General features: G+C 64.0%; 23 protein-coding genes. 15 read left to right on the top strand and 8 right to left on the bottom strand.

Features of this window, described 5'->3' with window-relative positions:
* Positions 1–28 precede the first annotated feature (28 nt).
* From CSW57_RS11990 to CSW57_RS11965, 6 genes are all read left to right on the top strand, one after another.
* Positions 29–682: an MSMEG_1061 family FMN-dependent PPOX-type flavoprotein gene (locus tag CSW57_RS11990; protein ID WP_099382952.1), complete on the top strand. Its 654-nt coding sequence runs from the start codon at positions 29–31 to the stop codon at positions 680–682.
* Positions 683–763: 81 nt separating this feature from the next.
* Positions 764–1,408 (top strand): dihydrofolate reductase family protein, encoded by a 645-nt coding sequence (locus CSW57_RS11985; RefSeq protein WP_099383351.1) that lies wholly within the window; start codon positions 764–766, stop codon positions 1,406–1,408.
* A 149-nt stretch (positions 1,409–1,557) separates the two neighbouring features.
* A complete protein-coding gene (locus CSW57_RS11980; RefSeq protein ID WP_370623954.1) occupies positions 1,558–2,550 on the top strand; it encodes a D-isomer specific 2-hydroxyacid dehydrogenase family protein in 993 nt (330 codons plus the stop codon).
* Complete coding sequence (gene vanA, locus CSW57_RS11975) at positions 2,543–3,583, top strand: D-alanine--(R)-lactate ligase (RefSeq protein ID WP_099382951.1); 1,041 nt, start codon at positions 2,543–2,545, stop codon at positions 3,581–3,583. Before CSW57_RS11980 ends, vanA begins: the two co-directional genes overlap by 8 nt.
* Positions 3,580–4,188 carry a D-Ala-D-Ala dipeptidase VanX gene (gene vanX / locus CSW57_RS11970; protein WP_099382950.1) on the top strand — a complete coding sequence of 203 codons (609 nt, stop codon included), beginning with the start codon at positions 3,580–3,582 and terminating at the stop codon, positions 4,186–4,188. Before vanA ends, vanX begins: the two co-directional genes overlap by 4 nt.
* On the top strand, positions 4,185–5,309 hold the full coding sequence (locus CSW57_RS11965; protein WP_099382949.1) for a UDP-N-acetylglucosamine--N-acetylmuramyl-(pentapeptide) pyrophosphoryl-undecaprenol N-acetylglucosamine transferase: 1,125 nt from the start codon (positions 4,185–4,187) through the stop codon (positions 5,307–5,309). The genes vanX and CSW57_RS11965 overlap by 4 nt, the downstream gene beginning before the upstream one ends.
* Positions 5,310–5,318: 9 nt before the next feature.
* Here the strand turns inward: CSW57_RS11965 and CSW57_RS11960 are convergent, their stop codons facing one another.
* Together CSW57_RS11960 and CSW57_RS11955 are read right to left on the bottom strand one after the other, a co-directional pair.
* On the bottom strand, positions 5,319–6,431 hold the full coding sequence (locus tag CSW57_RS11960) for a sensor histidine kinase (protein ID WP_099382948.1): 1,113 nt from the start codon (positions 6,429–6,431) through the stop codon (positions 5,319–5,321).
* Positions 6,424–7,119: a response regulator transcription factor gene (locus CSW57_RS11955; RefSeq protein ID WP_099382947.1), complete on the bottom strand. Its 696-nt coding sequence runs from the start codon at positions 7,117–7,119 to the stop codon at positions 6,424–6,426. Before CSW57_RS11955 ends, CSW57_RS11960 begins: the two co-directional genes overlap by 8 nt.
* Positions 7,120–7,205: 86 nt before the next feature.
* On the opposite strand from CSW57_RS11955, the gene CSW57_RS11950 reads away from it, so the two are divergent.
* From CSW57_RS11950 to CSW57_RS11935, 4 genes are all read left to right on the top strand, one after another.
* Positions 7,206–7,709 (top strand): M15 family metallopeptidase, encoded by a 504-nt coding sequence (locus tag CSW57_RS11950; protein WP_099382946.1) that lies wholly within the window; start codon positions 7,206–7,208, stop codon positions 7,707–7,709.
* A gap of 182 nt (positions 7,710–7,891) precedes the next feature.
* Positions 7,892–8,836, top strand: coding sequence for a manganese catalase family protein (locus CSW57_RS11945; RefSeq protein WP_099382945.1), 945 nt, complete (start codon positions 7,892–7,894; stop codon positions 8,834–8,836).
* Between the two features lie 461 nt (positions 8,837–9,297).
* Positions 9,298–10,314 (top strand): NAD(P)/FAD-dependent oxidoreductase, encoded by a 1,017-nt coding sequence (locus tag CSW57_RS11940; RefSeq protein WP_099382944.1) that lies wholly within the window; start codon positions 9,298–9,300, stop codon positions 10,312–10,314.
* A gap of 32 nt (positions 10,315–10,346) precedes the next feature.
* Positions 10,347–11,093: a GNAT family N-acetyltransferase gene (locus tag CSW57_RS11935; RefSeq protein WP_223249205.1), complete on the top strand. Its 747-nt coding sequence runs from the start codon at positions 10,347–10,349 to the stop codon at positions 11,091–11,093.
* Positions 11,094–11,136: 43 nt separating this feature from the next.
* Here the strand turns inward: CSW57_RS11935 and CSW57_RS11930 are convergent, their stop codons facing one another.
* Positions 11,137–11,835 carry a YoaK family protein gene (locus CSW57_RS11930; RefSeq protein WP_099382943.1) on the bottom strand — a complete coding sequence of 233 codons (699 nt, stop codon included), beginning with the start codon at positions 11,833–11,835 and terminating at the stop codon, positions 11,137–11,139.
* A 53-nt stretch (positions 11,836–11,888) separates the two neighbouring features.
* Positions 11,889–12,743: a dihydrodipicolinate synthase family protein gene (locus tag CSW57_RS11925; protein WP_189339225.1), complete on the bottom strand. Its 855-nt coding sequence runs from the start codon at positions 12,741–12,743 to the stop codon at positions 11,889–11,891.
* Positions 12,744–12,817: 74 nt separating this feature from the next.
* On the opposite strand from CSW57_RS11925, the gene CSW57_RS11920 reads away from it, so the two are divergent.
* Positions 12,818–13,534, top strand: a complete 717-nt coding sequence (locus CSW57_RS11920; protein ID WP_099382941.1) for a GntR family transcriptional regulator — start codon at positions 12,818–12,820, stop codon at positions 13,532–13,534.
* A gap of 28 nt (positions 13,535–13,562) precedes the next feature.
* On the opposite strand, the gene CSW57_RS11915 is transcribed toward CSW57_RS11920, so the two are convergent.
* Positions 13,563–15,350: a gamma-glutamyltransferase family protein gene (locus CSW57_RS11915; protein ID WP_099382940.1), complete on the bottom strand. Its 1,788-nt coding sequence runs from the start codon at positions 15,348–15,350 to the stop codon at positions 13,563–13,565.
* A gap of 312 nt (positions 15,351–15,662) precedes the next feature.
* On the opposite strand from CSW57_RS11915, the gene CSW57_RS11910 reads away from it, so the two are divergent.
* Positions 15,663–16,076: a hypothetical protein gene (locus CSW57_RS11910; protein ID WP_099382939.1), complete on the top strand. Its 414-nt coding sequence runs from the start codon at positions 15,663–15,665 to the stop codon at positions 16,074–16,076.
* Between the two features lie 133 nt (positions 16,077–16,209).
* A complete protein-coding gene (locus CSW57_RS11905) occupies positions 16,210–17,643 on the top strand; it encodes an APC family permease (protein ID WP_099382938.1) in 1,434 nt (477 codons plus the stop codon).
* An 81-nt stretch (positions 17,644–17,724) separates the two neighbouring features.
* Here CSW57_RS11905 and CSW57_RS11900 read toward each other — a convergent pair whose 3' ends face one another.
* Positions 17,725–18,465, bottom strand: a complete 741-nt coding sequence (locus tag CSW57_RS11900) for an alpha/beta fold hydrolase (RefSeq protein WP_189339224.1) — start codon at positions 18,463–18,465, stop codon at positions 17,725–17,727.
* A gap of 174 nt (positions 18,466–18,639) precedes the next feature.
* Here CSW57_RS11900 and CSW57_RS11895 point away from each other — a divergent pair, with 174 nt between their 5' ends.
* On the top strand, positions 18,640–19,758 hold the full coding sequence (locus tag CSW57_RS11895) for an FAD-dependent monooxygenase (protein ID WP_099382936.1): 1,119 nt from the start codon (positions 18,640–18,642) through the stop codon (positions 19,756–19,758).
* On the opposite strand, the gene CSW57_RS24810 is transcribed toward CSW57_RS11895, so the two are convergent.
* Together CSW57_RS24810 and CSW57_RS11890 are read right to left on the bottom strand one after the other, a co-directional pair.
* Positions 19,742–19,927: a hypothetical protein gene (locus tag CSW57_RS24810; protein WP_317615577.1), complete on the bottom strand. Its 186-nt coding sequence runs from the start codon at positions 19,925–19,927 to the stop codon at positions 19,742–19,744. The two genes, CSW57_RS11895 and CSW57_RS24810, sit on opposite strands and share 17 nt — an antisense overlap.
* On the bottom strand, positions 19,885–20,754 hold the full coding sequence (locus CSW57_RS11890) for a GlxA family transcriptional regulator (RefSeq protein ID WP_317615576.1): 870 nt from the start codon (positions 20,752–20,754) through the stop codon (positions 19,885–19,887). The genes CSW57_RS24810 and CSW57_RS11890 overlap by 43 nt, the downstream gene beginning before the upstream one ends.
* 112 nt (positions 20,755–20,866) lie before the next feature.
* Here CSW57_RS11890 and CSW57_RS11885 point away from each other — a divergent pair, with 112 nt between their 5' ends.
* On the top strand, positions 20,867–21,499 hold the full coding sequence (locus CSW57_RS11885; protein ID WP_099382935.1) for an isochorismatase family protein: 633 nt from the start codon (positions 20,867–20,869) through the stop codon (positions 21,497–21,499).
* Positions 21,500–21,506: the final 7 nt, after the last annotated feature.

Here is a 21,506-nt window from a genome sequence, read left to right as displayed (position 1 = left end):
ACCCGATCATCGAAAGGGCCCTTCTGCCATGACATCGACATCGGGCGGGCCGGCCGCCCCCACGGGACGTCCGAGCCGTATGTCGCATGACCGGGTCAGGGAGTTGATCGGCGAGCCCGCCGGCCTGGCGGTGACAAAAGTGCAGCGCACCATCGACCCCAACTTCCGCCGGTTCATCGCGCGTTCGCCGTTCCTGTGCATGGCCACCTCCAACGACGACGGATCCGCCGACTGCTCTCCACGCGGCGACCAGCCAGGATTTGTGAAGGTTCTCGACGACACCACCATCGCCATCCCCGACCGCATCGGCAACAAGCGGATCGATTCGTTCGAGAACATCTTGTCGCGCCCCGGCATCGGTCTCATCTTCCTGGTGCCCGGCCATCGCGAGACCCTGCGTATCAACGGGAATGGCTACCTGACCGAGGATCCCGACCTCCTGCCCCAACTCACGGCCAGAGACAAAACTCCTGAACTCGCTCTCATCGTCGAGGTCGACGAGGCATATCTGCACTGTGGCAGGGCCATTCTACGATCCAAGTTGTGGGACCCCGCGAGTCTTGCGTCACCGGGAGAGGTACCGACCACCGGCGAGATCATGGCCGCTCAGTTGCAGCGCGATGAGGCCACCGCGCACCGCATCGACGAGGACATCGAGGTCGCCTACCAAACCCTGTACTGACCTCCAGCCTTGTCACCGATGAGTTCCGACCAGTTGCCGGGTCCACACTTCGACGACCAAACACTTCATCGGGAGTACACCATGGGCAAGATCTACCTGGAACTGTTCGCAACCCTCGATCTCGTCGGACAGGCGCCCGGAGCACCTGACGAGGACCCGATCGGGTTCCCGTTCGGTGGCTGGCAGGCGCCCCTGTTCGACGAGGTCGCCGGGGGTCAGGTCGGCGCCGCTTACGAAGGCACCGACGCCCTTCTGCTGGGCAGGCGAACCTACGACATCTTCGCCGCACATTGGCCTCATCAGGAGGAAGGCCCCGACAACGAGATCGCCGCGTTGTTCAACCACATTCCCAAGTACGTCGCCTCACGCGGCAAGCCGGACCTCTCATGGGCAGGCTCTTCCCAACTCGGGCCCAATCTGTCCGATGCGGTGAACGAGATCCGGGAGCGGCACGAGAACATCAAGGTCGTCGGAAGTCTGAACCTGGTACAGACGCTGTTGCGCGACAGGCTGTTCGACCGGATCGATCTGTGGGTTCATCCCATCATGCTCGGAGTCGGCAAGAAGATTTTCGACGGCGGAGCTGTTCCCACCAATCTCACCCTCGTCGAACCACCGGCAGCGGGTCCGCAGGGCACCGTCTACCTGCGCTATGCGCTCGCCGACGGAGTTCCCGGAACCGGCGACATGGCAGGCGGTGACCGGGGCGCCCAGCACCAGGGGTGACCCGTGTTGCGGCGTGATGCCGTGAACACAACCAGCGCCGACACATATCGTCGGCGTATCGATTTCCTCATACGCCCTGGCAACACCCGCCTGTCTTGACTGTGGGCATGCCCTACAGCACATCAGTACACCAGGCGGCCCAGCGGCCGATGCCTGTCGGTTCGTCCCCGACGCCGGCACCTTTCGTGGGAATCACCGTGTATGGCTGCGAGCCCGACGAGGCCCGCCTCTTCGAAGAGATGGCGCTCGAATTGGGCGTGGCGGTCACCGTCACGGCAGCAACGGTTTCCGCCACCAATGCGGCGTTAGCAGAGGGGAATCGCTGCATCAGCATCGGGCACAAGACACCGGTGTCGAACCCCACCTTGGTGGCACTCAGCCGGGCCGGTGTGGAGTACATCTCCACCAGGAGCATCGGTTACAACCATCTGGACATCGAATATGCTCGGCGGCTGGGCATCTCGGTCGGGAATGTCAGCTACTCCCCTGACAGCGTCGCGGACTACGCCGTGATGCTGATGTTGATGTGCGTGCGAGATGCGAAGTCAGTCATCAGACGCACTGCCGTCAGCGACTACCGGTTGAGTGAGGTGCGCGGGCGCGAGCTACGCGACATGACCGTCGGAGTGATCGGCACCGGCCGCATCGGCGCCGCCGTCATGGATCGACTGCGAGGCTTTGGTAGCCGCATCCTGGCCTACGACATCCGGCCCACGGTTTGCGTCGATTACGTGGACCTCGACGAACTGGTGCAGCACAGCGACATCATCACTCTGCACACACCGCTCGACGCGGGAACACACCACCTCCTCGATCGCGAACGACTCAGCCAGATGAAGCGCGGCGCGTACATCGTGAACACCGGCCGAGGTTCGCTCATCGACACCGAGGCGCTCGTTGGTGCGCTGGAGAGGGGCGACCTTGGCGGCGCGGCCCTCGATGTGGTGGAGGGTGAGGAGGGGATCTTCTACGCGGACTGCAGGACTCGACCGCTCGGGCGCACCATGCTGTCGCGTCTGCAGAGGATGCCGAACGTGATCGTCAGTCCGCACACCGCCTACTACACCGACCACGCACTGCGCGACACGGTCGAGAACTCCATCGTCAACTGCTTGAGATTCGAGAGGGAACATCGTGGCTAGGTTGCGCATCGGAATCATCTTCGGCGGATGTTCCGAGGAACACCCCGTCTCGGTCAAGTCCGCGCAGGAGGTGGCCAAGCACGTGGACCTCGCGAAGTACGAGCCCTTCTACATCGGAATCACCAGAAGTGGCACCTGGCGAGTGTGCGACAACCCTCAATACGGTTGGGAAACCAGAGATTGCCGACCGGCGTTGCTTTCTCCCGACCGGAGCGTCCACGGCTTGCTGGTTCTGGACCACGGACGCTACGAGATCGAGCGTCTGGATCTGGTGCTTCCCGTTCTGCACGGCACCCTCGGCGAGGACGGGGCAATCCAGGGACTGCTGGAACTATCCGGCATTCCCTATTCTGGCTGCGACATCCAGAGCTCAGCCCTCTGCATGGACAAGTCACTCGCGTACACCGTCGCCAGAAGCGCGGGGATCGCCACGCCGAACTTCTGGGTTGTCGGTGCGCAGGGAGACGTCGACGCCGATCAACTCCCCTACCCGGTCTTCGTCAAACCGGCACGCTCCGGGTCGTCGTTCGGCGTCAGCAAGGTGCGGGTTCCGTACGAGCTCGCCGATGCCATAGCCGCCGCACGCCAGTATGATTCGAAGACTCTCATCGAAGAGGCTGTTCTCGGCAGCGAAGTCGGCTGCGCCATGCTCGGCACCGGCAGCGACGTGATCGTCGGTGAGGTCGACCAGATCATGTTGTCCGACGGCTTCTTTCGAATTCACCAAGAGGCGAATCCGGAAACCGGTTCGGAGAACTCGACGGTCACCGTTCCCGCGGATATATCCGCCGAGTCGCGAGCACATGTGCAAGAGACAGCGAAGTCCATCTACCGAGCTTTGGGCTGCCGTGGGCTGTCCCGCGTCGACATGTTCCTCACCGAGAACGGGCAGGTGATCCTCAACGAGGTCAACACCCTGCCAGGACTCACCTCATACAGCCGCTACCCGAGGATGATGGTCGCTGCCGGGATGCCGTTGTCCCACGTGATCGACCACATGGTCTCCATGACGATGGAGGGTGCGTCCTCATGAACGCCGATTTCGTCCACGTCGACGAGTTCGTGCCCGGCATACGTTGGGACGCCAAATATGCAACGTGGGACAACTTCACCGGCAAACCCGTGGACGGGTACCTCGCCAATCGGATAGTCGGCACGCGAGCCCTGTGCTCAGCCCTCGAGCAGGTGAGGGACAAGGCCGCATCACTCGGGTTCGGCCTGCTGCTCTGGGACGGCTACCGCCCCCAGTGCGCCGTCGACTGCTTCGTCCGCTGGGCACAGCAGCCCGATGACGCGGGGACGAAGTCGCGGTACCACCCGAACATCAGTAGAACCGAGATGTTCGAAAGGGGCTATGTGGCCTACAAATCGGGCCACAGCCGCGGGAGCACGACCGACCTGACGCTGTACCACCTGGACACCGGCGAACTGGCCGTGATGGGTGGCGGGCATGACCTGATGGATCCCATCTCGCATCATGGCGCGTCCGGGACCACAGCGGCCGCGGCCAGGAATCGCGAATGTTTGCGCTCCCTCATGGAGGCATGCGACTTCGCCTCCTACGACAGTGAGTGGTGGCACTACACACTGAGGGACGAGCCCTACCCAGACACCTACTTCGACTTCCCGATCACGTGACGGCCGGCCCGGTACCGGCGCCGCGTCTGGCTGTGGCCGGGGGACATTCAGCCGGCCACATCGAGCCCATGTTGAACTTCGCCGATGCACTCCGTCGCCTGGAACCCACTGCGGTTGTCACGCCGCTCGGTACCACTCGCGGACTCGACACCACCCTGATCCCGGCGCGCGGATACCCGCTTGAACTGATCTCGCCGGTTCCGCTGCCCCGCCGAGTGAACCGTGCGCTGCTGACCCTGCCGGCCAGACTGCGCGCTTCGGTACGGTCTGCGGGTGCGGTCCTCGACAGGACCCATGCGGAGATTCTGGTGGGTTTCGGCGGATATGTCTCCGCCCCGGCGTATCTGGCCGCACGCATGCGTGGTCTCGGGATCGTCGTGCACGAGGCAAACGCCCAGCCCGGCATGGCGAACCGACTCGGTGCCCGACTCACGACACATGTGTTCACCGCCGCGCCCGGTGTTCGCCTGCCACACGCCACGGTCATCGGAATACCGCTGCGCCCGGCCATATCTCAGCTCGATCGTCTCAGTCTGCGCGACACGGCCCGACGTCGACTCGGCCTTCGAACCGACCTGCCGGTCCTGTTGGTGACCGGCGGGTCTCAAGGTGCCGGAGCCATCAACGCGGCGGTCTCCCGGGCGGCCCCGTCACTCCGGTCACACGGTGTGCAGGTACTGCACATCACGGGCCCTCAGCGCCGGGTCCATGTTCCCGGTGGCGACTTCGAGGGTGCACCCTACGTCGTGGTCCCGTATGTCGACGACATGCATTATGCCTACGCTGCAGCAGATTTCGTGATCTGCCGTGCAGGCGCCATGACGTGCGCAGAACTCGGGGCCGTCGGCCTACCGGCAGCGTATGTACCGCTGCCGTTGCGCGGGGGCGAGCAGCGGTTGAACGCCGCGCCGGGTGTGGCGGCCGGCGGCGCGATCGAGGTCGACGACGCGGCCCTCGACGCGACCTGGATCGAGACCACGCTGATACCGCTGCTCACGAATCACCGGCAACTCAAGGCGATGTCGGCACGGGCGTCGGCCTCCGGTGTGGCGGATGCCGACGTGATGCTCGCCCGTCATGTACTCAATGTTGTCGCCGACCGACGCACATCGAAGACGTAAGGGCCGACTTCACTTGACGATGCGCTCACCTGCCACGGGCAATCGGACGATGACGCGCAGGCCTCCGGTCGGCCGCGGCGTGAGGGTCAGCGTTCCGTCGTGTGCGTGGGCGATGCTCTTGACGATGGCCAGACCGAGGCCCACACCCGCGTGACCGTCCCGAACACGGGCGGTACCCCGCTGGAATGGCTCGGTGATCGTGGAAACCGTTTGAGCGGTAAGTGTGTCGCCGGTGTTGTCCACCGTGAGAACCACGGCGTCGGGCCCGACACTCGTGCTGATCCACACCATGCCCGATTCGGACAGGTTGTGAACGATCGCGTTGTGAACCAGGTTGGTCACCATCTGTAGCAGCAGTGCGTGTGAACCGGTGGTGGGAGCGATGTCGCCGACTGTCTCGATGGTCAAATTTCGTTCTTCCGCAAGTGGGAGAAGGGTTTCGACGGCTTCCTCGGCGATGAGGGACAAGTCGACGTGGTCCCGGCTGAACACGCGCTGGTCGGCGCGGCTGAGCAGAAGGAGCGCTTCGGTGAGATCGATCGCCCTCGAGTTGACGAAATAGAGGCGGTCGATCAGTTCTGCGGTGTCGCGGTTCGGGTCGCTGCGTGCCACATCGAGAAGGGTCTGTGTGATCGCCAGTGGAGTGCGCAACTCATGAGAAGCGTTGGCGGCGAACCGTTGTTGTTCCGCGACATGCGCTTCGAGCCGGGCGAGCATTGCGTCGAAGCTGTCGGCGAGTTCGCGGAACTCATCGTTGCGGCCCTCGAGCGCAACCCGGTGGGACAGTGACCCACCCGCAGCCAGCCGGGTGGCGGTGGTGATCCGCGTCAGCGGGGCCAACATGTGTCCGGCGAGGATCCAACCTCCCACGAGGCCGAACACAAGCAGGAACGCCATCGCGGCCGCCGCCTTGGGTATGAAAGCGTCCTCCAGGTCGGATCGGTCGGGGCCGGACCCAGGCATCCTCGGCATGCCGCCTGGATTCACATCGGTCACCTCCGGTACGTAGCGCAGCAGGAACACCCGCACTGCACCGAGCAGCAGAACTCCCGCGAGCATGAGGAACCCGGCGTAGCTGAGAGTGAGTTTGAGTCGGACACTCAACCCGGGCTTCCTATCCACGTCCTTCTCCTACGTCGTCCGTGCCGTCCGCCGTGTCTATCCGATACCCGACTCCCGGCACAGTGGCGACGAGCCAGGGCTCACCGAGCCGCTTCCGTAATCCCGAGACCGTGATCCGCACGGCATTGGTGAAGGGGTCGGCGTTCTCGTCCCATGCCCGCTCCAGGAGTTCTTCGGCACTGACCACACCTCCTTCGGCGGTTACGAGGACTTCGAGCACAGCAAACTGCTTGCGGGTCAACGCCACATACCGGCCGTCCCGGTAGACCTCGCGGCGAAATGCGTCCACGCGCAACCCCGCTATCTCCCGTACGGGCGGCCTGTTGCGTGTCCTCCTGCGGTCGAGCGCGCGGAGCCGGAGCACAAGCTCTTTCAGTTCGAACGGCTTGGTGAGGTAGTCGTCGGCGCCCAGCTCGAACCCGGTTGTCTTGTCATCGAGCCGGTCAGCCGCCGTCAGCATCAAGATCGGCATCCCGCTGCCGGAAGCGACGATGCTCTCGGCGATCTCATCGCCGGACGGCCCGGGGATGTCGCGGTCGAGCACAGCGATGTCATAGGCGTTGATGCTCAACAGTTCGAGAGCGGTGTCGCCATCACCGGCGGTATCGGCGGCAATCGCCTCCAGGCGCAGCCCATCCCGGATGGCATCGGCCATCAACGGTTCGTCCTCGACCACCAAAACACGCATTCATCGATGCTACGAGCCGCCGCATATCGTAGACATACCGAAAAGCACATACACGCTGGCAACGCGGCAGTTCCTTCACTGGGATCATGACCCGCACCGCACCCGTAGCCAGCAGCGCGACCGGCCACCGTGTCCTGTCCGAGGATGACGGAGTCCTTCCCTCAGGCACCTCCGTGTTCGACGACCACCTCCCGGGCGTGGCCAACGTCCACCGCGACCTCCTCCGTGCCGTTCGCCGAGCGGCCGTTGACGCCTCAGCCGAGGGCGTCGATTTCCAGGTCAACAGCGGATGGCGTTCTCCGGCCTATCAGGCGCAGCTCCTCCGGGACGCGGTCTCGAAGTTCGGCTCGCGCGCGAAGGCAGCACGGTGGGTCGCCACGCCGGAGAGGTCGGCACATGTCTTTGGAGACGCCATCGACATCGGACCCCCGCGGGCAGCCGCGTGGCTGTCCACACACGGTGCGCGGTACGGGCTGTGCAGGATTTACCAGAACGAGCCGTGGCACTTCGAATTGCGCCTCGACGCGATTGAGAACGGCTCCCCCGCAATGTATCCGGACCCCACTTACGACCCGCGGTTGAACGCTTGACATCCCTAATATGGACCCGTCGGTTTGATCTGAAATTACATGGGTACTAGAGGACTGACCGGTTGCTCCGAATGCGGTGGGCGAATACAAAGACGCCGTTGCCGCCCGCTTCGACTCGGTGAACAAATGCATTCCGTCTCTGATTTCCGGTCGTTTCACCGAAAAGATCTTGAGGAGAAATCGTGTACTTGCACACACAACAGTTGATCAATGAGATCGCCATCGACGAGCCTGATCCCGCAGCCGCGAATGCGCTGCAAGAGGGTCTGGGCGGTCAGTTCGGCGAGATGCGCACGATGATGCAGTACCTGTTCCAGTCCATGAACTTCCGCGGCGATGCGTCGTCCAAGGCATACAAGGACCTGCTCCAGGGCGTGGGGACCGAGGAGATCAGCCACGTGGAGCTGATCGGAACCACCATTTCTCGTCTTCTGGACGGGTCGCCTGAGTACAACGGCAAGAAGACCGACCCGGTCGACAAGCCCGGTGCCAAAGGCGCGACGCCATTGAAGATCGCACTCGACACCAGCAATATCCACCATTACCTGGTGGGCGCACAGGGAGCGCTGCCTGTGGACGCTGCCGGCAACCCGTGGTTGGGATCGTATGTCTACAACAGTGGAAATCTGGTCCTCGACCTGCTGTACAACCTGATGTTGGAGTCGACCGGTCGGCTGCAGAAATGCCGCATCTATGAGATGACCGACAACAAAGCGGCACGGTCGACGATTTCTTATCTGATCGTTCGCGATCAGGCTCACGAGAACGCTTTCGCAAAAGCGCTTGAAAGTCTCGGCGTGAACTGGGGCAAGGTGCTGCCGATCCCGAAGACGAACGCCGAATCGTTCCCGGAGGTCAAGAAGCTCATCGACAAGGGTTTGCAGAGCATCCAGTACACGTTCAGCGCTGACGACCAGAGTGAAGCTGCGAAGCTCTACCGCGGTGCGTCACCGTCCAACGACGGAACCGAACTGTCGACTGCCGTGATGCCCGAGGGCTTCCCCATGACCATCGCGCCGGAACGCAAGGAAGAGTTCGCACCCGGCCTCGACAAGGAACTGCTGGCGCTGATCCAGGCCACAGCCGAGGTCGAGATCGCTGCAGCGGATTCGCCCAAGATCAAGTAACCAGCACGACAAGACAGAAGGCGACGCGGTGTTCACCGCGTCGCCTTTTTGTCGTTGGGTGGGGAGTGCTCGCGGTACTGGTCGACGCTCGGTCTACAGACGCCGCGAGAGCGAGTTTCGCGAGCCGGCCTCGAGCTTCGCTCGCGGTACCGGCCGACGCTCGGCCTGCAGACCGAGCGCGGGCGAGTTTCGCGAGCGGGCCATAAGCTCCGCTCGCCAAACCGGCACAAGCTCGGTCTCCAGACGACGCAACGCCCAGTCCCTAAGCGGCGTTACCGGCCCCCGATTGGCCCCGTTTCCCGTGCATCGTTGAAGGCGCGCTCACGGCACTGACCCAGCCTCGCCTTCAAACAAACAGCGTGCAGTTTGCCAATCCAGCAAGATTACTTGCCGAAATCCCAATTCTGAGTCACCCTCGAGCCGTGCCCATCGATAGGCGATGAGCACCTCAAGGAGGATTCATGAACTCGACCGACAACTTCTACGACGTGGTCATCATCGGCGGCGGACCGGCTGGGCTCGGCGCAGCGACGACGCTGGCGCGGTCGCTCCGCACAGTTCTGGTCATCGACGGTGGCGAACCGCGTAACGCCAAGGCCGAGGGTGCGCACAATCTGCTCGGCAACGAGGGCATCTCACCACTCGAGTTGCTGGCCAAGGGGCGACGCGAAGCAGAGCACTACGGTGCGCAGATCACAACAGGCAGCGTCGCAGCGGTCCGACGCGACACCGACGGTTTCGAGGTCGACTTCACCGATGGCCACGCCGTCAAGTGCCGCCGGCTCCTGCTGGCGACGGGCCTCATCGACGAACTCCCCGACATTCCCGGCGTGGCCGAGCTGTGGGGATCGAGTGTGCTGCACTGCCCGTACTGCCACGGATGGGAGGTGCGCGGACGCAAGCTCGGAGTGCTCGGCACCGGCGCCATGAGCGTGCACCAGACGCTGTTGTTCCGCCAGCTCAGCGACAACGTCACCTTGTTCTTGCACGAGATGCCCGAGCCGAGCGAGAGTGAATGGTTGCAGCTCGCTGCACTGAATGTGTCTGTGGTGCAAGGGAGAGTCACGCAGCTTGTCATCGAAGGCGGCGCGCTGCGCGGAGTGGAGGTGGTCGGCGGCCGACGTTTTGATGTCGAGGCCGTCACGGTCATGCCGCGGATGGTTGCACGAGCCGACGTCTACGAGTTGCTCGGCGGCACGCTGTCCGACCACATGTCCGGCGGCTTGTACGTGGCCAGCGACGAAATGGGTCGCACCGACATCGAAGGTGTCTGGGCTGCAGGCAATGTTACCGACCTCTCGGCAACGGTCGGATCGTCGGCCGCCGGTGGGATGAGGGCCGCCGCCGCCATCAACTTCGACCTCATCTCCAGCGATGCGCAGGCAGCGGTCAAAGCCAGGGCGGCGTCGTTCTCACGGGAGATCGAGGCAGCGGTGACCACCAGGATTCTCGGCGATCGGCGTCATGGTGTGCGCTGAAGTCCCGGGTGGGAGTCGTGCATACTCGCGAGGTGGCAGGCATTGAGGAGAGCACCAGCTCCACACCGGTGAGCGACATCGGGCCGCTGGCGGACCCAGTCGGTGAATCACTGCGGCATCGTCACGCCCATCTCGCGCGCAGATTCGGCCGGGCCGGCGCATACCGTTCCGGCGTCGCCACTTTCGCGGCCGTCGACAGTGACCAAGACCCGCGTAGATGGGACGATCTCGCACGGCTTCTCGGCCCAGGTGAGCTCGCCGACATGTTCAGTTCCACCGCAGAGCCACCGACCGATTGGGAACCGGTGTTCGATCTCGACGGCTTTCAGATGATCTACGACAAAGACGAACCGAGGGGGCAGACAGACGTCGACGTGGTCGAGTTGGGTTCGGCCGAGGTGCCCGACATGCTCCACCTCGTCGCGCTGACCCGCCCCGGACCGTTCTTCTCGCAGACCCCAGACATGGGCACCTACATCGGAATACGAGAGAACGGAGCTTTGGTGGCAATGGCCGGCGAACGGCTGCGGCCACCGGGTTGGACTGAGATCAGTGCGGTCTGCACCGCCCCTGGGGCTCGAGGACGCGGCTACGCTTCTCAACTGGTCACCGCGCTTGTCACCAGAATCATGGCCCGCGGTGATCGGCCGTTCCTGCACGTGATCAAATCGAATACCGCTGCGGTCTCACTCTATGAACGACTCGGTTTCCGCATACGCGAACAGGTCACATTCCGGGGCTTCCGGATACCGCCCGAACCGCACACTGAAGAACAGTGACGCTCGGGAGTCCACCACCGCTGCGCAGCGGATCAGAACTTCTTCAGGCCGAGGCTCGCATACGAATGTGCCCGATCACGGTCACCAGGACCGACAACCCCGCGGCGACGGCCAGCGCGACACCCACGGCGCTCACCGCCAGTAGCACAGCACCGATCACAGCTCCGACGAAAATCGTTGCGATGGCGCCGAATCGACGGTTCCAAAGGGCAGTTCGTCCACCACGCGTCCATGTCTCGGCGGCCAGGGATGTCAGGGTGGAAGTCACCACCACCGTCGTCATGTCGGCGATGGCAACCTTGCGGGCCACGCACGCCTGGATGCCCATTGCGGCGGCCGTTGCCGCGGCAACGCAGATCTGAGCCGACACGGAGTGTTCGGTGTCGGTAAGGGCGGCAGCTGTCGCCGCGGCGGCGAGAATCACCGAACCTGCGGCGAGACAACCTGTCACGGCCGTCGTCCAGCCCTTCGGTCTGCGCCGCAACACCATTCCCGCGGCGAAAGCCCCGATCACGAATGTGCCGAGCGCGATCGCGGGTCCGAGGACGGGCAGGTCGTCGGCGCCGGCGACACCCATTCCGAGGATGACGATGTTGCCCGTCATGTTCCCCACGAAGACGCGGTCCAGACCCAGGTAGCCGACCGCATCGACCACCCCTGTGACAAACGTCAGTACCAACATCAGGACCAGGCCCCGCCTTTCGACGCGGTCGAGAAGTGCCGGCTCTTTTGGGGATGTCATCGGGTGCTCCAACTGGTCGGGGCGGGCTGAGTTCGGTCACGGGCGGTGTGGGCTCAGCCGGCAGTGAAACCCATTCGCTCGCTGTGGACGTCGAATGCCGGGTCGTACGACATCGTAGGTCGCCTGACAGCGGAGTCGGCGATGACACCTTGCCGTCGCCAATGCTCCTTCCGGATCGCAATGCTCGTGCCCGGTTGGGTCTCGTAGGAAATCAGCGACGCCACGGAGTCGATCATTCGCTGTGCACCCACGAGGTCGCCCAACTCGATGCGCCTGACTGCCTGCACCAGTACCTCGGGGCGCGAGACCCCAGCAGCAGCCCACCGGGCTCCGGCAAGGAAGTCATCGACCACGCCGATCCCACCGTTGCCGGAAACAACCACGGTGCCGACGTCTTCCCGAAGTCTGCGGATTCTCGAAAATGTCGGAGGTGCTTCGGCTTTGACCGCCATCAACGACGATCCCAGACCGGCGAGTGCACCGACCAGGTCGTCGATGTCGATGCGGACACCGGTGGCCGACGGTAGATCCTGCACCATCACCGGCAGATTACTGAGGCCGTGGGTATCAACAATCGAACGTCTGACGACATCGGCGTCGTTTGATCGAACAGGGATCATCACTCCTGCCAGCGACGTCCCGAACCGTGTGCCGAGCGCTGTCGCCTCGTCCGCCGCGACCGCCGGGTCCAGTGACATGACCGTGGCGATGACGGGAGCGCCTTCCGATGCGCTGATCACGACGTCGAGCACCCTCATCTTCTCGTCGAGCGAGAGCGAGGCCGGTTCGGCGATGACCCCGAGCGCGATCGATCCCGTACATCCTCGCCCGAGCATTTCGCGGGTCAGCGCGCGGAGGGACTGCTCGCAGATCCGTTCGCCGCCTGGCGTGAAGGGCGTGGGTAGCATTGCCCACACTGCACGGGCGGAGTCAGTAGCATTCATCTGGATCCAATCTTCGAGACGTCTGCGGAAGGACATCGATGGCACAGAACGGCGGCGGTGAGCCTGCCGGAGCCACCTCGCCGCTGGTCCAGCAGCTCGTGGACACGATCGCGGAGCGAATCAGCCGCGGTGAGTACAACTTCGGGACCTGGATTCGCCAGGAGTCGCTTGCCAGAGAACTCGGGGTGAGCCGAATGCCGATCCGCGAAGCGCTCGGCCAACTGCAGGCTCTGGGCGTCGTCGAGATCGTCCCCAACCGCGGAGCCCGGCCCCGTCAGCCGTCGCTGCGCGAGTTGACCGAGGTATTCGAGGTCAGGGCGTTGCTCGAGGGGCACGCTGCCCACGAGGCGGCCCGGTTGATCACCCACTCTCAACTGAAGGTTCTCTACGCGGCCGTCGACGATTTCCGTGCCGTCGTGCAGGCTGCCCTCGACGGGGAGTCCACGCCTGCAGAGCTTCGCAAGCGCTGGGTCAAGGCCAACTCCACCTTTCACGACACGATCCTGGACGCGGGCGGAAACACCCAGCTCACCGCGACGGTGTCGTCGCTGCATCACCGGATCCCCCGCAACCTCACATGGACGGCTCTGGATGCCGACCCACGCTTGCTGGCCGAGAACGCCGACGCGCACGCGCGCATCGTCGAGGCCATCGACCGCCGCGATGGCGACGCTGCCCGGGACCTGATGATCGAACACTCCCGCCGGGCACGCGAACTCATCACCAGCCGTTCACAAGAGACCTTCACACCCTGACCGTCACAGATCCCATCGTCCGCGCCGGTCATCGTCCGACTGCGTAACCCTGTGCCCCACGGGGATTGGCAGCCGACCCGAGTACGCCGGAAGACTGGTCGCGGGTGACCACACTCAGCCGGCCCAGTGACCAGTCACCGGCGCGGGTGATGTGGTGTCCACGAGCGACGAGTTCCCCGATCACCGCCTCCCCCAGTCGATCCTCGACCACTGCTCCTCCCGGCTCCCAGGTGCGTGGCCAGAACGAGCCCGGCATCGACGTGGTGTGCAGGGTCGGGGCATCGATCGCCTGCTGAGGTGTGTAACCGCCGATGAGTGTTCGCAAGAGGTAACTGAGTTGCCACTGGTCTTGCTGATCGCCACCGGGCGTGCCCAGCGCCGCAACCGCCCATCCATCGCGGATCACCATGGTGGGGGTCAGCGTGGTCCGCGGCCTCTTCCCAGGGCGAAGGGCAGACGGGCTGGCCGGGTCGAGCCACGTCATCTGAAGTCGTGTTCCCAGAGCAAAACCCAACGAGGGAATGGTCGGCGACGACTGCAGCCACCCGCCCGAGGGAGTGGCCGAGATCGCGTTGCCCCACCGGTCGATGACGTCGATGTGGCAGGTGTCGCCGCGCGTCTCGCCGGTGACGGTGACGGTCGGTTCGCCGGTCGCACCTCCCGACGCCTGGCCGGCCGCTTCCACCAGCGGGGGCACGTAGGGATCGATGCCGCACAGCCCGGGGCGGAACTCGGTGGACGCATGCCACGCAATCTCTTTGCGGCGAACGGCGGCGTACTCCCGTGACAGCAACACCTCGAGCTGCGACCGGTCGAGGCCGTCGCCGTAGTACGCCTCTCGATCGGCCATGGCCAGCTTGAGCGCCTCGAGGACATTGTGTGCGCCGACTGCGGTCGACGGATCGACATCCTCGTCGGGCAGTTCGTCGAGGATGGCCAGCGCCTGCAGCAACACCGGCCCCTGCCCCCAGGCATCGGACTTCAGGATGGTCGATCCACGGAAGTCGAAGGCCACCGGACGCTCCCAGCAGGCGCTGAACGCCGCCATGTCAGCGAGCGCCAGCACCCCTCGATGGTCCCGTCCAGAAGAATGCCGATGCGGTTGTCGCACAAACGCATCGATCTCAGCCGCAATCGACCCCGAGCCCCACTCCGTACGCGCGGCTTCTATCCGCTCCGGTCGTGAACGTCGGTCCCGGCCGGCGGCGATCAGCCGTCGAAGAGTCGCAGCGTACGCGGAATTCTTGAACAACTGGTCGGCGAGTGGAACGCGGCCGTCGGGCATCCACAGCGCCGCCGATGTCGGCCAGTGTTCGAAGAAGAGGTCGGCGACGGTGCCGATCACCGCGCACGCTCGTCCTGACAGGCAGTGGCCGTTGTCGGCGTAGCCGATCGCGTAGTCGAGGATGTCGCTCAGCTCCCAGGTGCCATGGTCACGCAGAAGCAGCAACCACGCATCCACCGCACCCGGCACCGCGGCGGCGAGGGCACCAGACGCCGGCACCATGTCCAGACCGAGTCGACGCATGTGAGCGATGGAGGCTGCGGCCGGCGCCGGGCCCTGGCCCATCAGCACCTGCGGCGGTTTGCCCACCGGGGAGACGATGCCGACCATGTCGCCACCCGGGCCGTTCAGATGCGGTTCGACGACGTGCAACACAAACGCGGCAGCCGTGGCTGCGTCGAAGGCGTTACCACCGCGTTCCAGCACCGACTGTGCCGCACCCGACGCCAGCCAGTGCGTCGAGGCCGACATCCCGAACGTTCCCTTGAGGTCTGGGCGGGTGAGGAACTCTCTCGGGGGCGTGAAGGGCATTGGTCAAACCTCGCTGGCGCTCGTTATTGGATCCTATTTGTACGAATAGTAACCATAGGGCGCCTGGCCATGCCCCACTGTGTGGGCAACCCGCGACAGTCATCGCCCCATCGCACACCGCGTATCAACCGCTGTAACGCCGATGAAACATCTTCTACCTGCGTGAACAATCCACGTTCCTATTGACGGACTGTTCGCGAAGTGGCAAGGTCGCGGTTGCATCCCGTTTCAATTTTTTGGATCCAGCTGCGAACTGCGCTCAGATCAGCAACACTTGATACAGCACTTCACCACCCGCTAGGAGCAACTCACATGGCCGACATCCCGACCAGTCCCGGCACCGCGATTCCGCCGACGCCCGGTGACACCCTCATCTTCGAAAACGATCGAGTGCGCGTGTGGTCGATGACGCTCGAACCCGGGGGATTGTTCGATTTTCATCAGCACCACCATGACCACGTCGTCATCTGGCCTGCAGCCGGCAACGCACAGGGGCAGGAACTCGGTGACGACGAGTGGGGCATCACGCAGCAAGCGGAGCCCGGCTTTGTCCTCTACAAGACCGTGGGATCGGCGAAGCCGCTCAATCCTCACCGCATCCGCAACCTTGGCGACGAGACCGTCACCCACTACGTCGTGGAACTGCTCGAAACCTCACCCAGCGAGACCGAATTGCCCTGGCAGCACAACGATCGCGGGTCATTCACCACACCCGCCGATCGCTGATCACATCGACATCTGAAACCTCGGCGCCCCCGCGGCGCGACCACAGAAACCCATCACGGGGCGGCGACGCCCGACTGCGATTCCGTGCGCCCTCATCCCCTCATACTGATCCCCCTCACCAGGAGAAGAAGACATGGCCGTCCCAAATGACGAGCTCATCAGCCCGGTAGATACACATCAACTCAAGAAGAACACCATCGGCGTCGCCGGCATGGTGTTCATGGTCGTCGCGGCGACCGCGCCACTGACCGCAATGGCGTCGAACCTCTCGATCGGCCTGGCCTTCGGCGTCGGTGAGGGACTTGTCGGACTGCTTGTCCTGGTCGGCATCCTGCTGGCCCTGTTCACGGCCGGCTACGTGGTGCTCAGCCGGCGGGTCATCAACGCCGGCGCCTACTACGCATTCATCGGCTACGGCCTCGGCAAGGCGTCCGGGGCCGGTTCGGCGTTCGTGGCAACGGTCGCCTACAACCTTGCTGCCGCTGGAATGATCGCTGCCACTGGCTATTTCGCCGATATCGCAGTGGGCACGATGACCGACATCGACCTGCCGTGGTACGTATACGGCGCAATAGCACTGGTGATCACCGCAGTTCTCGGACTGGTGGGTGTGGAGATCACGAAACAGGTGACCTCATTGGTCTCCATCGCCCAGTTCGGCATCATCATCTGGCTGGGCATTGCTATTCTCGTCCAGCGCCCGGAGGGCTTCTCCCTCAATGTGTTTGCCCCGGACCGGATGTTCGAAGGCAACCTCGCGCTGTCGCTGGTGTTCTGCGTGCTGTCATTTGCAGGCTTCGAGGCCACCGCGATCTACGGCGAGGAGGCTCGCGCACCGCGACGCAGCATCAAGGTTGCGACGTACTGCGCTCTGGCGCTTCTTGTTCTGGTCTTCATGGGTTCGACGTGGTCGATCGTGGCAGCGTTTCCTGACGTCCAGACCGTGGCCGCCGAAGATCCGGGCAGCCTGATCTTCGCCACCGCCAGCGAATACCTCGGCGGATGGTCCGATGAGATGCTCAGTCTGCTCGTCGCTTTCAGCTTCCTGGCCGCAGCGGTTGCCTTTCACAACATGGCCGCGCGCTACATGTTCGCGCTGGGCAGGTCTCGGTTGTTGCCGGAGCGATGCGCTGACGTCCATCCCCGTTTCGGCACGCCGCAGGTGTCGTGTGCCGTTCAGATCGCCATCTCCCTGATCGTTCTCGTACCGTTTGTCATCGCGAAGTCCGACCCCATCATCAATCTCTTCCCAGCGGTATCAGGCATCACCTCACTGTCGATCATCGGCTTGATGATCGGTTGTTGCCTCAGTGTTGTCGTCGCCTCGATGCGTGGTCGGCTCGATGGAGAGACCGCATGGTCGTCGAAGATCGCACCGGCCATCTCCGGCCTGCTGCTCACCGCCATCGGGGTCATCGTCGTGATCAACTACCAGGACGTCACCGGTAGCGATTCCTGGATCGTCGCCGCCATGCCGGCGATCCCCATCATCGGCGCGATCTACGGGGCCGTCATCTACCGGCGCCGTGGCCATGGCCACGACCTGGAGGAGCACCTCACCGATTGAGATCATCCACCGCAGAAGGGGGTGCCTCCGCTCGGAGGCACCCCCTTTGTGTGGCTCGACCAACCCGGGATCACGGCTCGATCATCGGCCTTCGACCAAGGTCGCCACCCTCCCGCACAACTCGTCGCCGTGCTCGAACGCGGTGGCGTGCCGCGCCTTCGGGATCTCCCAGAATGCGGACCCAGGAATGCGATCGGCCAGCTCCCGACCTGCGGTGATCGGGATCACCGGGTCGTCGGCGCCGTGCACGACCAGAGTGGGCACACCGATCCGGTGAAGCTGTTGCCTCGAGTCGTGGTGCTTCAGTGCGTTCATCCGCCGGGCGTGCTGCTCGGCTGTCCGGTCCACCAAGGCCGCCCGGATACGGTCCACAAGCGATGGATCGGCCGCTCGCGCGTCTGGGCTGACCGCGGCGTCGAGCATGGTCTGGGCCCTCTCGGCCGCCGACATCTTCTTCGACTTCTCCGCGAATCCGGCCAGCCATGAGTACGCACCGGTGGTCGACACCAACGACAGTGTTCTGACCCGCTCCGGATGCCGGATCGCCAGCAACTGGGCGACCACGCCTCCGTACGAGGTTCCGAGTACGTGCACCTTCGACCATTGCAGTGCCTCGATCACGTCGGCGGCGTCATCCGCCATGGCATCCATCGTGTAGTGCTCATCTGGGCTGACCTTGTCGCCTGTGTCGCGCTGATCGTAGGCGACTGCCTGCAGGCCGGATGGGAGCCGTGTCATGAGGTCGGCGAACTGCGTCCGATCACTCTCGGCCCCGTGGATCAGCAACAGCGGTGCGCCAGAACCTTTTACGATGCATGGCACCGATCTACCGTCTCGGAGCGTGACCACGATGTCTGACATGTCGATCTTCTTTCTCGATGGGCGGAAAACATCGTCGCTATCGAGTGCGCGAACACGCACACAATGCTAGATTGGATCCTATTGTAGCCGAATTGCATACGATCGGATGCGGGCTCAGATCTGAGGGAGGCCACCATGGCTGTATTGGTTTCGGGAGCGAGCGTCGCCGGTCTCTCGGTTGCATTCTGGCTCGAGAAGGCCGGACACGACGTCACAGTGGTCGAGCGCGCACCGGCACTGCGGGTGGCAGGGTCACCGATCGACATCCGTGGCGACGCACTCGCGGTCGCTGACGCGATGGGAATCCTCGGCGACATCCGCGACAGCAGGGTGCCGACGTCCGGCCGTGAGGCCTTCACCACTTGGGTCGACGATCAGGGTCACCCGATTGCCGTGCTCCCCAACGAGTTCGCCACCGACTCGGCCGACGACGTCGAGATCGCCAGGGACAGCTTGATCGGAATCCTGCACGGCGCCATCGGCCCGAATGTCGAGTTCGTCTACGACGACTCGATCGTCGACGTGACCGACACCGGCACTGCCGTCGATGTCGCGCTCGCGTCCGGCCGCACAGGCGCCTTCGACTTCGTCATCGGCGCGGACGGTATCCATTCGACGGTCCGAGAAGCCGTGTTCGGACCCGAGACCACCTTCCGCCGGCATCTCGACACCTATACCGCTTTCGTCGACCTTCCCCTGGGTTCGGGAACCCCAGGCGAGAGCGTCACCTACAACACCCCGGGCCGCATGTTCTGCATCACGGACTTCGGTTCGCGCACAATCGGATTCATGGCCGCCCGTACCCCCGAGGTCGGCTACGACAACCGTGATCTCGGCGACCAGAAGCGGGTGCTGATCGACCTGATGAAGGGCGAGCAGGGTTGGGAATCCCCGTTCCTGCTGCAGGCTGTCGCCCAGGCCGACAGGCTGTACTTCGATTCGGTCAGCCAGGTGCACATGCCCCGGTGGTCGAGCGGGCGGGTGGTCCTGATCGGCGACGCCGCACACGCCGCATCACTCTTTTCCGGACGAGGCACCTCACTGGCGATGATCGGTGCCCACACTCTGGTGTCGGAGATGACAAAGGCCGGCGCCGCCCACGACATCGCGTTCACCCGCTACGAACAGTTGCTACGTCCGCGGGTGGCAACCGCGCAAGAAGGTGTCCACGAAGCCCGCGACTTCATGGTTCCGGCCACCGAGTCCGAACTGCGGGCACGCAACCAGCGGTTCGCGATCAACGCCGCGCGCTGACCAGCACTCGGCTGCCCCGCCGGCGGTTCTGGACGCGGTCGCCGATGGACGTGCTCTGCGTCGTGAACTGGCGGCGATAGCTGCTCGGACTGGTCGCCAGGATCGCGACGAAGTTCTGCCGGAAGGTCACGGTGCTGCCGAACCCGCAGGCGTCGGCGATCTGATCCATCCCCCAATCCGTGCTCTCGAGCAGCGCCCGCGCAGCGCCGATGCGTTGACGCCCCATCTGGCAGGACTCGATCCGGTCTCCTGGGTGAACTTCCGGATGAAACTGCGCCGGCTCATCCGGGCGTGTGTCGCCAGGCGATCAACACCGAGCGGTTCATCGAGGTGCTCGAGTGCCCAATGCTGGACTTCCGCGATGGCACCGTTGATGCGGGGAAGCGCCTCGGGCCGATCGATGTACTGAGCCTGCCCACCCTCCCGATGCGGAGCCACGACCAGACTTCGCGCCACGCGGGCGGCGACTGCCGCGCCGATGTGGTTGCGGATGAGGTGCAGGCACGCGTCTATTGCGGCTGCGGTGCCCGCTGAGGTCAGCACATCACCGTGGTCGACATAGAGGACCGAATCGTCCAGCACGATGTCCGGATGCCGGAGCGAGAGTTGGGGCATCGCCTCCCAATGGGTCACCGCGCTGCGCCCGTGCAGGATCCCGGTATCGGCAACGGCGAATGCACCGAGGCACAGCCCGACGATGATGGCGCCCGCATCGTGGGCACGGATCAGGCTCTGTCTCAGGGAATCACCGATCACCGGCGCATCGACGGGCCAGGACGGCACAACGATGATGTCGGCCCCATCGGCCAGTTCCGGTCCGCCGACCGGATCGACCGTGTATCCCTCGAGCGTTCTGATACTCCCCGGCGCATCGGACCACAGAAACGTCTCCCATCCCGCGTCGATGCCCAGCCGAGCCACTTCGCCGAACACCATCTGGGGAGTGGCGAGGTGAAACGACGTGATGCCGTCGAAAGCGTAGATGCCGATCCGCATCACATTGGCACGATCTCATCGAAAGAGTGCATATGGGCCACTGTCGTAGTGTACGTCCGATCCGAAGAATGGCAGGCACACCAGCACGCACCTGACCCAAAAGGAGCCATTCATGCCGTCCCCTCGACGCGCACTCATCGTCATCGACGTCCAGCAGGAGTACTTCGACGGCCCGCTGGAGATCCAGTACCCACCTCGTGAGGACTCGCTGGCCAACGTCGTACGGGCGATCGAAGTCGCCACAACGCAGTCGATTCCCGTCGTGGTCGTTCAGCATCTCCTCCCGGCAGGTGCACCCGTGTTCGCTACGGGCTCGCCGGCCAGTGAACTGCACCCCGCGGTCGCCGAACTGGTCCAACCCGAGTGGAAGCGTGTCGAGAAGGTGTACGGGAGCGTCTTCGCCGGCACAGATGCAGCGGAGTGGTTGCGCGACAACAGTATCGACACCATCTCCATCGTCGGTTTCATGACCAACAACTGCGACATCGCAACCGCCGCCCACGCCGAGTCGCTCGGGTTCACAACCGAAGTGCTCTCCGACGCCACCGGAGCCATAGCGTTGTCGAACGAGGCCGGGAGGGTATCTGCCCAGCAGCTACACGAGACGATCATGGTTCTGCTGAATTCCAACTTCGCGGCCGTGGCGACAACCGAGCAGTGGGCTGCGGCAGTCGACAAGGGCGAACCGCTTGCGGTGAGCAACCTGGTGGCCTCCGCACTCGACGGGAGAGGTGCCACCGTCTAGCGAAGCG

The sequence above is a fragment of the Williamsia muralis genome, assembly GCF_002735905.1.
Classification (GTDB): domain Bacteria; phylum Actinomycetota; class Actinomycetes; order Mycobacteriales; family Mycobacteriaceae; genus Williamsia; species Williamsia muralis_A.
The sequence above is the reverse complement of the archived record's forward strand: the minus strand, read 5'-3'. Positions and strand labels throughout refer to the sequence as shown.

Bases quoted from the DNA above. Each gene is read 5' to 3' on its own strand.
- CSW57_RS11990 (WP_099382952.1), top strand. From the start codon at position 29: ATGACATCGACATCGGGCGGGCCGGCCGCCCCCACGGGACGTCCGAGC.
- CSW57_RS11985 (WP_099383351.1), top strand. From the start codon at position 764: ATGGGCAAGATCTACCTGGAACTGTTCGCAACCCTCGATCTCGTCGGA.
- CSW57_RS11980 (WP_370623954.1), top strand. From the start codon at position 1,558: ATGCCTGTCGGTTCGTCCCCGACGCCGGCACCTTTCGTGGGAATCACC.
- vanX (WP_099382950.1), top strand. From the start codon at position 3,580: ATGAACGCCGATTTCGTCCACGTCGACGAGTTCGTGCCCGGCATACGT.
- CSW57_RS11955 (WP_099382947.1), bottom strand. From the start codon at position 7,119: ATGCGTGTTTTGGTGGTCGAGGACGAACCGTTGATGGCCGATGCCATC.
- CSW57_RS11950 (WP_099382946.1), top strand. From the start codon at position 7,206: ATGACCCGCACCGCACCCGTAGCCAGCAGCGCGACCGGCCACCGTGTC.
- CSW57_RS11940 (WP_099382944.1), top strand. From the start codon at position 9,298: ATGAACTCGACCGACAACTTCTACGACGTGGTCATCATCGGCGGCGGA.
- CSW57_RS11930 (WP_099382943.1), bottom strand. From the start codon at position 11,835: ATGACATCCCCAAAAGAGCCGGCACTTCTCGACCGCGTCGAAAGGCGG.
- CSW57_RS11925 (WP_189339225.1), bottom strand. From the start codon at position 12,743: ATGCTACCCACGCCCTTCACGCCAGGCGGCGAACGGATCTGCGAGCAG.
- CSW57_RS11920 (WP_099382941.1), top strand. From the start codon at position 12,818: ATGGCACAGAACGGCGGCGGTGAGCCTGCCGGAGCCACCTCGCCGCTG.
- CSW57_RS11915 (WP_099382940.1), bottom strand. From the start codon at position 15,350: ATGCCCTTCACGCCCCCGAGAGAGTTCCTCACCCGCCCAGACCTCAAG.
- CSW57_RS11910 (WP_099382939.1), top strand. From the start codon at position 15,663: ATGGCCGACATCCCGACCAGTCCCGGCACCGCGATTCCGCCGACGCCC.
- CSW57_RS11905 (WP_099382938.1), top strand. From the start codon at position 16,210: ATGGCCGTCCCAAATGACGAGCTCATCAGCCCGGTAGATACACATCAA.
- CSW57_RS11895 (WP_099382936.1), top strand. From the start codon at position 18,640: ATGGCTGTATTGGTTTCGGGAGCGAGCGTCGCCGGTCTCTCGGTTGCA.
- CSW57_RS24810 (WP_317615577.1), bottom strand. From the start codon at position 19,927: ATGGATCAGATCGCCGACGCCTGCGGGTTCGGCAGCACCGTGACCTTC.
- CSW57_RS11890 (WP_317615576.1), bottom strand. From the start codon at position 20,754: ATGCGGATCGGCATCTACGCTTTCGACGGCATCACGTCGTTTCACCTC.
- CSW57_RS11885 (WP_099382935.1), top strand. From the start codon at position 20,867: ATGCCGTCCCCTCGACGCGCACTCATCGTCATCGACGTCCAGCAGGAG.